The organism is Lacticaseibacillus sp. 53-4, assembly GCF_016861805.1.
Classification (GTDB): domain Bacteria; phylum Bacillota; class Bacilli; order Lactobacillales; family Lactobacillaceae; genus Lacticaseibacillus.
On record NZ_BOLT01000027.1, the window covers coordinates 1 to 14,935 of the forward strand.

Genomic DNA, 14,935 nt, shown 5'->3' on the forward strand with positions numbered 1-14,935 from the left:
TAGTACTAACAAGAATAGGTCTTCATGGCCTTTTTGGTCTAGTCGTCAGGGTGTTGCACTTGAATTGTAAACTGGGGGCAATTTTTCGCATCTGCTATTCCTCCTCTGCAGCTAGCGGCAGCTGAAGGGCTGCGTATGGTTTTCCGTCCGGGGTTTTAGTGAACTGCACCGTGCACGGAAAGATGTCGAGCTGGGAAACGACCTCCGCCCAGGTCATAAATTCATCAGGCAGCGCCCAAAATACCGCCTCGTCGGCGTGGCGCACCGTCATGCCCGGATAATACGCGCCGGTCAAGTCATCCACATAACGCTGGGCCTTTAGCACCGTGAACCGCAGCTGCGCCCAATCGCCTTCATCAAGGTCAACGAGCCGATTATCATCGCGGGAAATCTGATGCTCTGCCCCGAACTGGTCGAGGTCCACTTGCGCGGTGTCCACGACCCAAGTGATCTCACGACCTTCCTCAGTGCCCGCCGGGACCGGCAAGGTCTCCACCTCAAAGAACTGACGCACCACCTGAAAAGCGTCAAGGGCAGTCGCCATGTTTAACGGCTCCCCAGCCGGATCAGGATGGCGAATCAACGCCTGGAACAGCCGGTCTTCCACCTCAAAAGCGGCTGTGCGGTCGGTGATCATGGAAACCGCTTGTTCCGGATCATCAGTCAGTTCGACCCCAAAATCGTCCGCCGTATCAGCTTTGTAGCCGGCGATGTAACGACCATCTTTTTTCGCGCGAAACCACGCTCGGTATAGTTGCGCCATAGCTCCTCCTTTGACCTGCGCAAAGCCCCCAGCAGGTCGCCCTTATGATGGTTCTATCATATCAAAACTTGTCGAAACCGATTACATTTTTATTTAAAAGAATCATTGACGATTTTTTTAGTGTGTTGAGTGCCCAGCCGGCCCAGCCAAAAACGCCTGCCACTGCCTGGCTACCGGGGCCTCGACGTATTGTTTAGCCGAATCCAGCGCGCCTTGATGCAAGGCGTGCCACAGCCGCGCATCCGTCAAGAGTCTGATCACCTTGGCGGCCGCAGCGGATTCATCGCCTGGCTGCACCAGGTCACCGTTCACCCCAGGCACCACGATCTCGCGGGGGCCAAAGGCCACATCGTCAGCAATCACCGGCGTACCGGCGCTCAGTGCCTCGACCAGCTGCATGCCGAACCCTTCATGCTGAGACGGCGCGATCAGCACCTGTGCCTGGCGATAACTTTGGGCCAGCTCAGGGCCGGTCACGTAGGACGAAAAAGTCACGGCCTTTGTCACTCCCAGGTGCTCGGCCTGGGCCTTGAGCTGGTTCAGGTAGTCGGCACTGATCGGGTATCCGCGCAGCTCTAGCGTGGCATCCGGCACCGCGGCGAGCACCCGAGTGAATATCCGCAGCGCGGCGTCCGGCCCTTTTTCCGGGGCCAGGCGGCCGACCAACACCAGCCGGTGCGGCACGCGCGCCACCGCGGGGCTTGCTTCATCCGGGAAGATCACGGTGTCAGGCACCACGGCCGTGCGCACGCGTGGAAACTGCTGGTTGAGCGCCGCCTGCTGCGCCTTGGTCGAAACCAGCACACCGGTGAACTGCTCAGGGTGTTCGACCAGCACAGGACGATAGGCTGCCAGCAGTTGGCCGGCCACCTCATGGGCGTCGTGGAAGATGGCCCACTTTTGGGCAGCGGCGGCAGCGCCCACCGCCGCGTCCAGGCTGCGCCGCTCGGAAAACAGGCGCGCCTGCGGGTCCTGTTTCACCAGTTCGTCAAGGAAAAAGGTGAAAAGCTCGTCTTCCGTGCTGAACCGGTAATGATGACCGTGGTCGCCCAGCAGCTGCCACATCGTCGGCGCGACCTGGCCGCCTCGATTCATGCAAACCATCTCGAGCACCGGCTGACCGGCCAGGTTCAGGTACATCGTGCGGGCCAGCTGGCCGTCCGGGTGAAAGTAGTCGACCGAGGACTTAAAGCCGCGCCAGTCAAAATTCTCGCGTGCGGTCAGGTTCCCGAAGCGGTCCTGATAGGTAATCGACCCAATTAGGCCGACGGTGCCGGGCATCACATCGATGCGAGCCAGCGTCAGACCATTTTCTTCAAGAGTGGAATAGTTGGGGCCGTGGCCGGCAATTTTGTATGCGACCAGCGGGATCTGCTTGAGCAAGCGCAGCTTTTGTTCAACTCTCGGCACGCTTGTCGTCCCTTGAAAATAGTCGTACATATTCAGCACTTGCGCTGATTTTAGTCCCACCGTCTTGCGGTCGCGCGCCAAAAACCGGTTGTAGTTGCGGGTCACATACACCGCATCGGTCGCAGTGGAACGGGAAAGCAGTCGCACCCGCCGCGCTTGGGCGTGCTCGGTGCCGGAGTTATAAGCAAAAATATTTTCACTGATAAAATAGTTCATCCTCAGCCCTCCTCCGGCCTGCAAAACCGCGCGGCAATTAGTTTGGCTGGCCAATTTGCCTGGGCGTCCGCCAGTAGGGCCTGCCACTGCTCCCACACCGCAGCACTTGAGTAGCGCTTGGCTGACTCATAAGCACCGGCAGAATACTGCTGCGCCAGTGCCGGATCGCGCAACACTTTCAGCATGGCCTCTGCCATGGCGCAGTAGTCGCCGTAAGGCACGACCTGCCCGTTCACCCCGCTTTCAACGATTTCGTTCGGTCCGTAATTGACATCATAAGTAAACGCGATCAGCCCATGAGCGATGGCCTCCATCACGGCCAGGTTGAACCCCTCCATGCGTGACGTCACGCCAAACATCATGGCCGAATTTTCGATTTGATCGATGTCTTGGGTGTAGCCCTTGAGCGTCACCACCTTTTCCAGGTGCTCGGCTTTGATCACCTGCTCGACTTGCCTTCGGGCCTTGTAGTCGTCGCTGGGATCGGCGTACCCGTACAGATCAAGGGTCACCTGTGGAATTTCGCGGTGCACAATCGCGACGGCCCGGACCAGGTCGTCCAGGTGCTTTTCCCAAGCGATGCGGGCAAAGGCCACAATCTTACCGAACTGCCGCCGCGCCACTGGCACGCGCGGCGCCGCCAGCAGCTGATCCGGCACCACCCCGACGGCGATGGCAAAGTTGGCCGCCCGCGGGTGGAACCGCTGAGCCACTGCCTCGGCCTGCTTGCGTGTCGCCGAAACCACCGCATCAAACGCGTCAACATCGCTCAGCGCAAATTCGTAATTGTTGTTCAGCAGCGGATCGTCAGGATCCTGGGCGTTGGCCGTGTGCGCGTTATGCAGATACAACACCGTGTACGCCGGCCGCTTCAGCCGCGTGATCCCCCACTCGACCAGGTGCGAGCGGTCCAAGACGAAGACATTGGGGCGCTCAAGGTCCCAAAAAGCTAAATTGAGATCATCCAGAAAATGCTGCGTCAACGCCTCAATCGTCGCAAACTGAAACACCTGCCCGTCGCGTTCGGTCAGCCGCCAGCCGGCCTGCTGGCGCTTGCCTTGCCGATCATCGCGGTTGTAGCTTTCCAGCACCGGCTGACCGGCTGGCGTCAGCCAAGTTTCCATGCCAATTTGGTTGTCCGGCGTGTACCACTGCTGCAGGCTGACAAAGCCGCGACTGTCGTATTGCTCGACCAGGTACAAGTTGCCAAAAGCGTCAAACAACTCGGTCGAATGCACGCGCTGTGCATCCGGCCAGAAGTTGACCCGCGCCACCAACTGCCCCCCTGCAGTGACGAGCACCCGGTTCTTGCCTGGCTCGTGCTTAACAGTCGTGTTCGCCACGCCAAAGTCCAGATCTGCCAACGTGATTCGGCGATCCTTCACCTGCTCGGCGTGCTGAAAGTAGTCAAACATGCTGATCAACTGGGCGTCCGGAATGCCGGCTTGCCGCGTGTTTTCATGCAGTTCCGGATCCCAGTTGCGAATCACGATCCGGCAGTCCGCGCCGTGCTCGTTGAACAGCTTGAACCGCTTTAATTCCGCGTGCTCGATCCCCGACTTTTGCGCGTGCATGGTTTCATTAATAAAAAAATTCATAGCCGGCTCCCTTCTGAAATCATCTATGGCCAATTATAGGCTATCGACCATCACTTTTCGCTGGCTGAAACCAATGGCACCAAAAAACGCCCTCAACCAGAACGGTTGAGAGCGAAAACAAATCAAGTTAGAAATTGGTGGTATCAGGATCGGTGGCAAGCCCAGCCACGCCGTGCATGCCATCCAAGGTCTTCATGTCCGCATCGCTGAGGCTGAAGTCGAACAGGTCCGTGTTTTGCTTAATGCGGTCGTCATGCACCGACTTGGCCAGCGGCAGGAAGCCGTGCTGCAAGGACCAACGCAGCAGGACCTGGGCCACGCCCTTACCGTACTTTGCGGCGACCTTCGCGAGCTCAGTATTGCCCAGCAGTTTGCCAGTGCCGAGTGGACTGTAAGCCTCGCTCAGAATGTGGTTGTCCTCGTTCATCTTGGTGACCGCCGGCTGTAAATCAGACGGGTTCAGGAAAATCTGGTTGACCATGGGTTCAACCGTCGCGTCCGCCTTGATCACATCCAGGTGCGCCTGCCGGAAGTTGGAGATGCCAATCGCGCGCGCCTTGCCGTCTTTGTACACTTGCTCCATGCCGCGCCAAGTGTCCTTCAGGCTGTCTGGATACGAATCACGGAAGCTGGCCGGATTTGGCCAGTGGATTAGGTACAAGTCCACATGATCCAAGCCCAGCTTGGTCAAAGATTCGTCGATGGCCTGTTGCACCAGATCAAAGCTGTGCGCATTATTGTTCAACTTCGTGGTGACAAACAGGTCATCGCGCTTCAGCCCAGTGGCCGCCAGTCCCGCCTTGATGCCTTCGCCGACGCTATCCTCATTGCGGTACATCGCCGCAGTGTCGATGTGGCGATAACCCGCCTCGATGGCGACCTCAACGCTGTGCTTGGCCACGTCGCCATCCGGCGTCTGCCACGTGCCAAAGCCGACGACTGGAATCTTGACGCCATTACTCAACGTATAAGTGTCGCTCATTTTTGAAAATTCTGTCATGATTTGCTCCTTTTCTGTGTGTCCACTCAATTACTTATATTATAGCCGACCGGCGCACCGGCGTCACTTCTGCCAACTCGGGTAGCTAGTGATCAGCCCTTGCGTGCCCAAATCGCCGTGGCCGTTATCAACCATTGCCTGGTAAAGGGCCTTGGCCTGCTTGGTTGCCGGCAGCGCCACGCCCAGCCGATCCGCCTCTTCCAAAGCGATACGCAGATCTTTGACAAAATGCTTGATGAAAAAACCGGGAGTGTAGTCGCCGACTAGAATACGCGGACCGTAGTTCTCTAGGCTCCAGTTGGCGCCGCCACCGCCGCCCACCGTGGCCAAGACCGTCTTCAGATCCAGGCCGGCCGCCTTGGCGTAAACCAGCATTTCCGTCAGCCCGGTCATGGTCCCAGCAATCATGATCTGATTGGCCATCTTGGCGTGTTGCCCGCTGCCAGCGGGGCCAAAGTAGTGGTTGGTTGTACCAATCTTGGCAAACAGCGGCTGCAGCTCATCGTATGCCTGCCGGTCGCCGCCCACCATGATCGTGAGTGTCCCTTTTTGCGCGCCAATGTCACCGCCGGAAACAGGTGCGTCTAACGAGCGGATGTCCTGCTTGGCCGCAGCCGCCGCAATACGAGCGGCCAGACTGGGCTGGCTGGTGGTCATGTCCACGATGATGCTGCCGGCTTTCGCCCCGGCCAGCACCCCGTCTGGGCCGAAATACACTTGTTCAACATCTTTAGGGAAGCCGACCATGGTGAAGGTGACGTCACTGCTTACAGCCACCTCGCGCGGTGAGTCCGCCCACTTGGCATTGGCATCGAGTACGGCCTGGGCGTGCGCCGGTGTGCGGTTGTACACAGTCACATCGTAGCCAACCTTCAGGAGATTCTTGATGATTCCCGTGCCCATAATGCCGGTCCCAATAAATCCAATCTGCATCTGCTCGCCTCCTCATCTTTACACTAACCAGTATAGCGCCGGCGGCCGAAAATGAAAAAGCGGCTTTCTGCGTGTTGACAGAAAACCGCTTGGAGGCTAAAGGCTAGCCTTATGACTTTAAAAAACCGTGTTCCAACACGTCGAGATACTTCTGCACCTCTTCGACCAACCAGTCCAGGTCCTCGACTGTGGCATGCGGATGCGCGTCAAGAAACGGTTGCGCTTGCTGGCTCACCAAGGTGATCATGCCCTGAATCAGGTCCTCAACCAAAGCTGGCGACACGCCTTCGCGCAGCGGCATGCGCGCCAGAACCGGGCCGGCCAAATCGGTGCTCGCCATGCTCAGCTCCTTTTGAAGCAGGGCCTGCAGCTGCGGTTTAACCGTTTCTGGTAGTTCGCTGCCGCCGTAAAGCGCCATCCCAAAGCGCATTTCGTCCTGGTACTGCAGCTGCAGCTGAATCTTATAGCGCAGCGCACGGGTGATCATCGACTGGAGGTCTGGCGCATCCTGCCAAACGGAAAAATCAGCGACCGCGTTCAGCCGGTCAAACACCCACTGGGCAACGGCCAGATACAGCTTCGCCTTGCTGCCAAAATAGCGAAAGATCAACCCCTTCGAGACTTGCGCCTCCTGGGCGATCACGTCTGTCTTTGCCGCCTGATAGCCCTGGCTGGCAAATTCATGCATCGCGGCCGTCAAGATTCGGTCGACTTTGACCGGATCGCGGGGCACCTTTGAATCCTTTTTCACCATGGCACCCCCTCAATTCATCGTCAAATCACGCCGGCGGTAACTGACATACGCCAGCCCGAACAAGCCGAGTCCAAGCGCTGTCATCCAGGCAAAAGTGGGCCAAGCGACTGCGCGCGTCGGCACCGCGTTGACCCAGCCAAACGGTGACAGCCGCTCCGCCCACTTGGGAAAATCAAGCATGGGGCCGAGAAACATGGACAGCACGCCATACACCGGCACGACCCAGATCAGGGCCTGAAGCCGGGGCAGTAATCCCACCAGCAGTGCCGCGAGCCCACAAACCACCAACAGCGCCGGCCAGTAGCCGACAAAACCGCGCATAAAGCGAGCCAAGCTGATTGGGGTGGTCATCGAGGCGTTGCCGGCCGCCGCCATCCCCAAGACGCCAAGCGCCAAGGCCAGGGTGCCCACACCAACTGCCTCAAACGCATGGCTGAGAAACAGGTGCAGGCGAGAAACCGGCGCAGCGTGCAACAGCTCAAGGTACCCTTTGCGCTCGTCCGTGTTCAGCCGCAGCAGCGTCGAAATTGCCGGTACCGCCGCGACCACCGCAAAAATTACGACCAGCGTATTGGCCAGTCCCAGCACCACGGCGCGGTTGGCCGCAGCGACCCCGCTGCTGCCCAGCAGCTTGGCCAGCATGGGATTGGATTTGACCAAGTCGCCGACTGTGCCAAAAATGGATCCATACGCGGCACCGAGGACAAACAAGCCGATCAACCAAATCATGGTGCTGGTCCGCTCCAGCCGCACAAGGAGCATCAGCGGCCCTTGCAGGAAGCGCGAGGCTTTGCTGCGGCCTGTGCGCGGTTCAACCAGGCCGGCCCCAATGTCGCGCGCGTTGGCCAGCCCCACCGCCCCAAGCAACACGCCAGCACTCAGACCCAGCATCAGCCAAACCGGCGGCCAGACATTTGCGGTGTACAGATGCATTTTCTCGATCCAGCCAAAAATGGTCCACCAGGTGAGAGCGGGATTTTGCACGTCAGTCCCCATCCGCGCCACGTACAGCAGGCCTAGCCACGCATAACTCAGCATGGTCGAAGCGCGCGCTGAGCTAACCATCTGCGCAAATAGCAGTGAAAAGGTGCCGAACATGAACCCGAACGCGGCCAGTCCCAGCCCAAACAGCCAGCTGCCCGTAGCACTGGCACCGGGCATGTTGGCCGCCTGCAGGCCCAGGGCTTCCAAGACACCGGCCAGACCGTTGATTATTACCAATTCAATAATGGCGGCCAGCAGCGGACTCTGTCTGCCGACTGCATGGGCCAAAATCAACTCGGAAGTACCAGCATCCTCCTCTGCCCGCGTGGCGTGAACGGCAAAATAAACATTCATCATGGCGGCAAACAGGCCCATGAACACCATCATTTCCGCCCCGTAGATCACCGCCGAAGAAAATGGTGGGGTCGCGGTAAACGGTCCAAACAGCGACACCATGGCCGGGGTTTTTAAGGTTTGCGCAATTGACGCCATAGCCTTGGGCGTGCCGTAGATCCCTTCAAATTTGGCGGCCGCGCTGGCCATCATGCCTGCCAGCCCAGCGATCCAAAGGAAGATTTTCAGCCAGTCATGACGCAGGTTAAGCCGCACCAACGCCCAAGTGTTTGCGTACCTACTGCTCATCTTTGCCACCTTCTTGATTGTAGTAACGCAGGAAGAGGTCCTCAAGCGTCGGCGGGGTCGTGATCAGCTGGGTGATTCCCAGCGAACTGAGGGCCGTGATCGTGTCCCCGAGCGCCTCGGCATCGACCGAAAAAACCGCTTGCGTCGGGGTTTTGGCCTTGAACTGATGCACCGAAGGCAGAGCCTCAATCGCCGTCAGCGGCTGCTGGGTCGTGACGCGCACCGTGCTGCGGCTAAGCTGCCGCATCTCGGCCAGGCTGCCCACCTCAATGATCTCGCCTTGGCGAATGATCGCGATCCGGTCACACATTCGCTCCACTTCACTGAGAATGTGCGAGGACAGCAACACACTCTTGCCCGCCTGCTTCAACGCCAACACTTCCCGCTGGAAGACCTCTTCCATCAGCGGGTCAAGGCCGCTGGTCGGCTCGTCAAAAATAGATAAGTCCGCCTGACTGGAAAACGCCGCGACCAACGCGACTTTCTGCCGGTTGCCTTTTGAGTAGGTCCGGGCCTTCTTACGGACGTCCAGAGCAAAGGCCTTGATCAGCTCATCGGTGCGGCCTGTGTGCTTCTGGCCGTTCAGCCGCAGCAGAAAATCGATCACCTCACCGCCACTCAGGTTCGGCCACAGATTAACATCCCCAGGCACGTAAGCAATGTGCTTGTGGATGCTGACCGCAGCGGCCCAGGCGTCTTGGCCAAAAATGGTGGCCCGGCCAGCAGTCGGACGCAGGATGCCAAGCAGCGTCCTGATGGTCGTCGACTTGCCGGCACCATTAGGGCCAATAAATCCAAACACTTCCCCAGGGTGAATGCTGAACGTGATATCCTTCAAGGCCTGAAACTTCCCGAACTTTTTCTGCAGGTGATCAACGGTCAAAACGTCTGCCATGATCTCGCCTCCCCAATTGATGAGGCAAGTGTACGGCCTGGTGACTGCTCGGTCAATGACTTTCGAGTCACTGACGCGGTGGCGTGATGCGGTGCGGCCAAAGGGTTTTGCGCGTAGGCAACGCGTCAGTCAACCGCGGCTGCCACACATCGAAAAACCCCTTGAGCGGCAGCGGCCGTTCAAGGGGCAAAAATCATGTGAAACTTTGGTTACTTAACGATTGTCACGACGTCATCCCAAGGTGTCGCAGTGGTGGCCAACACGGCGTTTAGCCGCTCGATGTTGGCCTTGCCTTCAGTTTGCATCCATTCTCTACCGGCTGCTTCACCGCGGGCAGCAAACGGGATGATCCCATCCTTCCAGGTCGCCCGGCCGCACAGCACCCCATTGAAAGTGGCGCCGGCGTCATGGGCAAACTGCAATTCCTTTAAGAACAACTCGTTAGAAACCCCGGCACTCAGGAAAATAAACGGCAGAGCGGTGGCATCGGCCTGCTGCTGATAGAAACTCGAAGCTTCCGCTTGACTGTATACCGGACTTTCGCCGTCAGTAAAGCCTTCAACAAACGCCTGGTTAACTGGCACTTCGACTTTGAGCACCGAGACGCGGTAACGGGGATTGCTAAACTCCCGCGTGGTTTCGATCACCTTGTGCGGCTTCACTTTCGCGTATGTCGCATCAGCCACGCTGTCCAAATCCGCGTCGTATGTGACCAGCTCCAAGAAGAACGGCAAATCGTTGGCCGCCGCTTCCGCCCCCACTCGTTCCACAAAAGCCCGCTTGCGCTCATTGACCGCATCGCCTTCATCGACGTCGTAGTAGAGAAGAAACTTGACCGCATCGCCGCCTTCTTCGGCGATGCGCAGCGCGCTTTGGTTGTTGATCAGATCCGGGAAGCGGCCCGGTTCAGTGGCGTCGTAGCCCGTTTTTTCGTACGACAGCAGCAGGCCGGCATCGGCCGCGCGAGCCTTGGCGGCAGGCAGCCCGAATTCCGGATCAAGCAAGATCGCGCTGGCGTACTTAGTCAGCTCCTCGGACACGACCGCCTTGAAATCACTCAGTGCATTTTCACTGGCCGCGCCAGCTGCCGCCGCGTTCAGCATTTTCTGCAGCGAGCCTCGCTGGTCGATCGCCAAGGCGGCGATGACGTGTTGATCGTTTGACAGCTGTTCCAGATGTTGATATTGACCCTGTGTCAATTTTACCGACATATTTGTCCCTCCAATATTTCTACCCCAAATTTTCAGTCAGCCGTGCTAGTGCTTCACAATGTCATTGACGTACACCACACCGGCCTGGCCGTCTTTCAGCAGGTCAGGTGCCGCCCCCAGCATCTGGGCGTTTAAATAGCTGATCACCATCGGCAGGTTGGCGCCGGCGTACAGGTCAAAGTCGCCGCCTTGCGCCAGCACCGTGGCGGCCACATTGCTTGGCGTCCCGCCCTTCAGATCAGCCAGCACCGTGACTTTTGACTCGCCGGCAATGGCGGCCTCGAACTTGGTGCGAAAATCTTCCGGTCCTTCGTTTGGCTGCAGCCCCACAGTCGCAATGTCGGCTTGCGGACCCATGATCATTTCAGCGCTGGCCTTAAGCGCGGCGCTGAAATCCCCATGGCTGATCAAAACCAATTTGCTCATTTTATTGACTCCCTTACCCATTAATTTGCACAGCGAAGGCGCCAGACACAGAAGGTTCCCGTGCGACAGCGCCTCTGATAACCAGTTTGACTAACCCTTCGCGATCAGCCCCAGCGCGGAAAGCACCACGGACACGATCAGCACAATGAAGATGGCGCGGGTCGAGGTCATGTGCTTGCGCCCTAGCAGCCAGTAAATCCCGGCAACGATTAGCGCCGGCAGCAGCTTTGGCAGGATCATATCCAGGCTATTTTGAATATCCAGTGGCACGGAGCCCACATTCGGGGCCCAGGCAAACTTCACATTGATCATGGTGGCGACCAAGGCGCCAACCATGAAGACCCCCATGATGGTCGCCGCGTTGGTCAAAGCAGCGAGCCGGTGTGACATGGTGGTGACCAAGGCCACCCCTTCGTTGTAGGCCACCCGCAACTGCTTCCAGCGGAAGACCATGACGGCAATTTGCGCCAGAATCCAGATGAACACGCCGATCGGATTGCCTTTTGTCGCCATGTTGGCGGCAATCGCCCCAAAAATCGCAGGGATCAAGGCCGCGAAAATCGAGTCCCCAATCGAGGCGAACGAGCCCATTAAGCCGGCTTTCATCCCGGCAACAGTTTCCTCACCCTTGATGCCTTCTTTTTCCTCAACTGCCAAATCGATCCCAGTAATGATGGTGTTAAAGAAGTTGGACGTGTTGAAGAACTGCGTGTGCGTCTTCATCATTTCTTTCAGCTCTGGCGTGCCATCACCGTAAATCTTGCGCAGTTGCGGCAGGATCGTGTACAGGTAACCGGAGCCTTGCATCCGCTCGTAGTTCCAACCCAGCTGAAAACCGAACAAGCTGCGCCGGTTGATCTGCCGAAAGTCGTCATCATTTAACTTATAAGTCGGCGTCTTAGAGTTCATCATCTTCGATTTCTCCTTTCTCATCCGCGGCAGGCTTCTTGTCGCTGCTCCCGCTGCCGCCACCGGCATTCGTCGCCGTTGACTGCTGGTAGGCAATCGCCGCAAAGGCAAACCCAATCAGCGCAATGGCAAGCATGGAGAGGCCGTTGAAGGACGTGGTGAAGGTCTTCGCCACGCCGGCCACCGCGGTGCCGAGCGTTTGGATGTTGCCAAAGACCGTGGAAAACAGCATCGTCACGGTGAAACCGAGGATCAGGTAGGCAAAGTGTTTCTTCACTGGCAGGTAGTGCAGCAGGATTGCGAACCCAACCGCCGGCAGAACTGCCCCGGCAGTGGCCAAGCCATCGCCTAGCCACTTCCAGCTCGTGTTCAGCACGCGGGCCAGGTTGGCCACAAACCCGCCGCCGAACGCCAGGGCCAGACCAACTGGGATCATCCGAGACAACGCCCAAGGCAGTGCCCCGGCAATGAAGTACCGCTCAATGCCCTTGTAGTTATATTCATCGACCATTTTGTCGATTTTGTGCGCGAAGAACGTGTTGGCGAACCGGGCTAGAATATCCGTTTGAATCATGATGCTGGCCACTGGCACCGCAATTGCGGCAACCGCGGCGGCCGGTTTCATCCCGGAACTGATCGAAAACGCCGTGGCCAAAATGGTGCCTGAGTTCGCGTCAATTCTTGACGCCCCGCCGAACGTGCCGACACCCAAAACCGTCAGCTGCATTGACGCCCCGATCAGCAGTCCGGCGCGCATATCTCCCATGACAAGGCCGGTAACTAACCCGGCAAACACCGGTGAACTCATCGCGGAATAGATTTGCAACTCATCGAGAATTTGATAGCCTGCGTATAATGTTAAAATTGCAATTTGCCACCATGCGATCATTGTTCGCTCCTCCTATCCTTTCTCAGCAGGGACATGAAGTCCGCCGCGGGATCTCCCGGCACCATCTGGGCCACCAAATGCACGCCCAGCGAATCTAATTCCTCAAAGGTCTCAACGTCAGCATCCACCACGTTAATGGACTTGGTGATCGAGCGGGTCTCGTCCGTCTGCGACATGTTGCCGACATTGATTTCTTTGATCGGCACCCCGGCCATCACCAGCGTCAGATAAGTTTCTGGCCGCTTGGCAACGAGAAAAACTTTCTGTGAATCATAGCGATGATCCAAAATCTGCTTGGCGGCGCGCTCGGTATCAAGAACTGACAGCCGCACCCCATCTGGCGTGGCCATGCGCAGCCCACTTTTTTCCACATCACTCTTGGCCGCCGCATCATCAACCACGATGATTCTGGTCGGCCCGAGCTTCGTCGTCCAAAGGTTGGCGACTTGACCGTGGACCAATCGGCCATCGATCCGTGCTGCAATAATTGCCATGAATTATTCCTCCTTTGTTTTGCTACCCTCAACCAGTGGGTGGTCGACCCGCTTCAAACTGTCGGTATACCGTCCTTCGGTTTCAAATACGATCACCGTGTTCTCACCTTCGTGGAGCAGCGCTTTTGGCACGTATAGCGAAACCGTCGGGCCCAGATCCCAAAATCTGCCGACATTAAACCCGTTAACCAGCATCACCCCCTTACCAAATCCGCGACAATCAAGGTACGTATCTTGCGGTTCATCAACCATGACTTGGTACTGATAGAAACTCGGGACCCCAGGCACCCATTTTCGAGCAAAATCGAGCTGGGCGGCGCAGTCAAGGTCCAGCGCATACTGTTCAAAGTCTTGGATAAAGTGCAAATCGACCATCACGCCCGTCCGAATCCCCTTGCGTTGCGTCGTGGCCTCAAGCTTGGCACCGTAGTTCACCCGGCCCATGTTTTCCACCAGCACATCCAGCTGGTGTCGGCCAGCTGCTTCAGGCAGGGGCAGCGGCTCGCCGATGGTCTCCTGGTACTGCGTTCCCAGCCACTTTTCATCAAGAAAGGCCTGAATGCGGTCACGCGCGTCGATGATCCGCAGCTTGGCTGCACGCCCGGTATCTGGCGCGGCAATGAGTGGACGGCTGCGATACAGCGTATAGCCACCAGTTTGCCCCAGCGCTTCCTGGGTTTGCGGGTACTTAGAAGCAACTGGAGTGGCCAGTTGATCGAGAACCGCAAACAGGGATACCTTAGCCGTCAATGGATGCGTCGCCGGCGGCAGCGTCGGCTTGATCAGCGGCTGAAACTGCGGCAGGTCCGGCAGCATTTCGTGAACCACCCGCTGAATAGCAAAGTACTTGGGTGTTGGATTGCCCTGCTCATCAAGTGGGGCGTCATAATCGTACGAGGTCACCTGCGGTAAATCGTGCTGCTGGCGCGCCGAGGTCCCGTTCATGAATCCAAAATTGGTCCCACCGTGAAACATGTACAGGTTCAGCGAGCCCCGCGCTAAAATTGGTCTCAATGCCGCCGCAGTTTCGTCAGGGGTGCGCTTGACCACAGACTCACCCCACCGGTTGAACCAGCCGGTCCAAAACTCCATGCACATGAGCGGCCACGCGCGGCCATGCGCTTGGTGAAAGTCCGCTAACCGATCGAAATGATGTGCCGCGTGGCCGCCAAAATTGCCCGTGGCCAAGATGTCGTCGTCAATCAGACTGCCGGCTTCCAGCGCTGCCGGCCAGGGCCCGTCAGAGGTAAACAGCGGCACATCCACCCCGTGCTGGCGCATCAGCTTGGCCAGCGCGCGCATGTATTCATGGTCTTCGCCGTATGAGCCGTACTCGTTTTCCACCTGCATCATCAACACGTTGCCGCCGCGCGTCACCTGACAGTCGACCAGCTGCGGCATGAGGGCGGCGTAATAGCGGTCAACCGCCGCCAAAAATGCCGGATCATCTGAGCGCAGTCGCATGTGCTTGGTCAAAAGCCAAGCAGGCAGCCCGCCAAACTCCCACTCGGCGCAAATGTACGGGGATGGGCGCACAATAGCGTACAGGCCAAGCGCCTGGGCGAGGCCCAAAAAGTGGCGGAGATTTCGGCCCTCGGTGAAATCAAACTGTCCTTCATGCGCCTCGTGCAGGTTCCAGGGCACCACGGTTTCGACCGTGTTAAACCCCAGCGCCTTCAAGTTGGTCAAACTATGCAGCCAATCGCTGGGATGAACCCGAAAATAATGAATCGCCCCGGACAGAATCTTGAATGGCTGCCCGTCGAGCAGAAAGTCGTGGGCCACGGAAAAAGTTGTCATTGCTGCGCTCC

At 57.9% G+C, this 14,935-nt stretch carries 14 protein-coding genes; all 14 read right to left on the reverse strand.

Going from position 1 to position 14,935, the window contains the following annotated elements:
• Positions 1–94: 94 nt before the first annotated feature.
• The 14 genes from JUF21_RS09705 to JUF21_RS09770 all read right to left on the reverse strand — a co-directional run bounded on the left by JUF21_RS09705 (position 95) and on the right by JUF21_RS09770 (position 14,924).
• The gene (locus tag JUF21_RS09705) at positions 95–763 is read right to left on the reverse strand and encodes a hypothetical protein (RefSeq protein ID WP_203623876.1); all 669 of its coding nucleotides are present in this window, start codon (positions 761–763) and stop codon (positions 95–97) included.
• Positions 764–880: 117 nt separating this feature from the next.
• A complete protein-coding gene (locus JUF21_RS09710; protein ID WP_203623877.1) occupies positions 881–2,389 on the reverse strand; it encodes a glycosyltransferase in 1,509 nt (502 codons plus the stop codon).
• A 2-nt stretch (positions 2,390–2,391) separates the two neighbouring features.
• The gene (gene asp1, locus JUF21_RS09715) at positions 2,392–3,987 is read right to left on the reverse strand and encodes an accessory Sec system glycosyltransferase Asp1 (RefSeq protein ID WP_203664257.1); all 1,596 of its coding nucleotides are present in this window, start codon (positions 3,985–3,987) and stop codon (positions 2,392–2,394) included.
• A gap of 127 nt (positions 3,988–4,114) precedes the next feature.
• Positions 4,115–4,987 carry an aldo/keto reductase gene (locus JUF21_RS09720; RefSeq protein WP_203623879.1) on the reverse strand — a complete coding sequence of 291 codons (873 nt, stop codon included), beginning with the start codon at positions 4,985–4,987 and terminating at the stop codon, positions 4,115–4,117.
• A 63-nt stretch (positions 4,988–5,050) separates the two neighbouring features.
• On the reverse strand, positions 5,051–5,920 hold the full coding sequence (locus JUF21_RS09725; protein ID WP_203664259.1) for an NAD(P)-dependent oxidoreductase: 870 nt from the start codon (positions 5,918–5,920) through the stop codon (positions 5,051–5,053).
• A gap of 109 nt (positions 5,921–6,029) precedes the next feature.
• Complete coding sequence (locus JUF21_RS09730; RefSeq protein ID WP_203623881.1) at positions 6,030–6,671, reverse strand: TetR/AcrR family transcriptional regulator; 642 nt, start codon at positions 6,669–6,671, stop codon at positions 6,030–6,032.
• A 12-nt stretch (positions 6,672–6,683) separates the two neighbouring features.
• On the reverse strand, positions 6,684–8,300 hold the full coding sequence (locus JUF21_RS09735) for an ABC transporter permease (RefSeq protein ID WP_203664261.1): 1,617 nt from the start codon (positions 8,298–8,300) through the stop codon (positions 6,684–6,686).
• Positions 8,290–9,195: an ABC transporter ATP-binding protein gene (locus JUF21_RS09740; protein WP_203623883.1), complete on the reverse strand. Its 906-nt coding sequence runs from the start codon at positions 9,193–9,195 to the stop codon at positions 8,290–8,292. Before JUF21_RS09740 ends, JUF21_RS09735 begins: the two co-directional genes overlap by 11 nt.
• Before the next feature lie 209 nt (positions 9,196–9,404).
• Positions 9,405–10,406, reverse strand: coding sequence for a tagatose 1,6-diphosphate aldolase (locus JUF21_RS09745; protein WP_203623884.1), 1,002 nt, complete (start codon positions 10,404–10,406; stop codon positions 9,405–9,407).
• A 45-nt stretch (positions 10,407–10,451) separates the two neighbouring features.
• Positions 10,452–10,832: a PTS sugar transporter subunit IIA gene (locus tag JUF21_RS09750; protein WP_203623885.1), complete on the reverse strand. Its 381-nt coding sequence runs from the start codon at positions 10,830–10,832 to the stop codon at positions 10,452–10,454.
• 90 nt (positions 10,833–10,922) lie between these two features.
• A complete protein-coding gene (locus JUF21_RS09755; RefSeq protein WP_125754627.1) occupies positions 10,923–11,744 on the reverse strand; it encodes a PTS system mannose/fructose/sorbose family transporter subunit IID in 822 nt (273 codons plus the stop codon).
• Positions 11,731–12,630: a PTS sugar transporter subunit IIC gene (locus tag JUF21_RS09760; RefSeq protein ID WP_125754628.1), complete on the reverse strand. Its 900-nt coding sequence runs from the start codon at positions 12,628–12,630 to the stop codon at positions 11,731–11,733. The genes JUF21_RS09755 and JUF21_RS09760 overlap by 14 nt, the downstream gene beginning before the upstream one ends.
• Positions 12,627–13,124: a PTS sugar transporter subunit IIB gene (locus JUF21_RS09765; protein ID WP_203664263.1), complete on the reverse strand. Its 498-nt coding sequence runs from the start codon at positions 13,122–13,124 to the stop codon at positions 12,627–12,629. The genes JUF21_RS09760 and JUF21_RS09765 overlap by 4 nt, the downstream gene beginning before the upstream one ends.
• Before the next feature lie 3 nt (positions 13,125–13,127).
• On the reverse strand, positions 13,128–14,924 hold the full coding sequence (locus tag JUF21_RS09770; RefSeq protein ID WP_203664265.1) for a beta-galactosidase family protein: 1,797 nt from the start codon (positions 14,922–14,924) through the stop codon (positions 13,128–13,130).
• Positions 14,925–14,935: the final 11 nt, after the last annotated feature.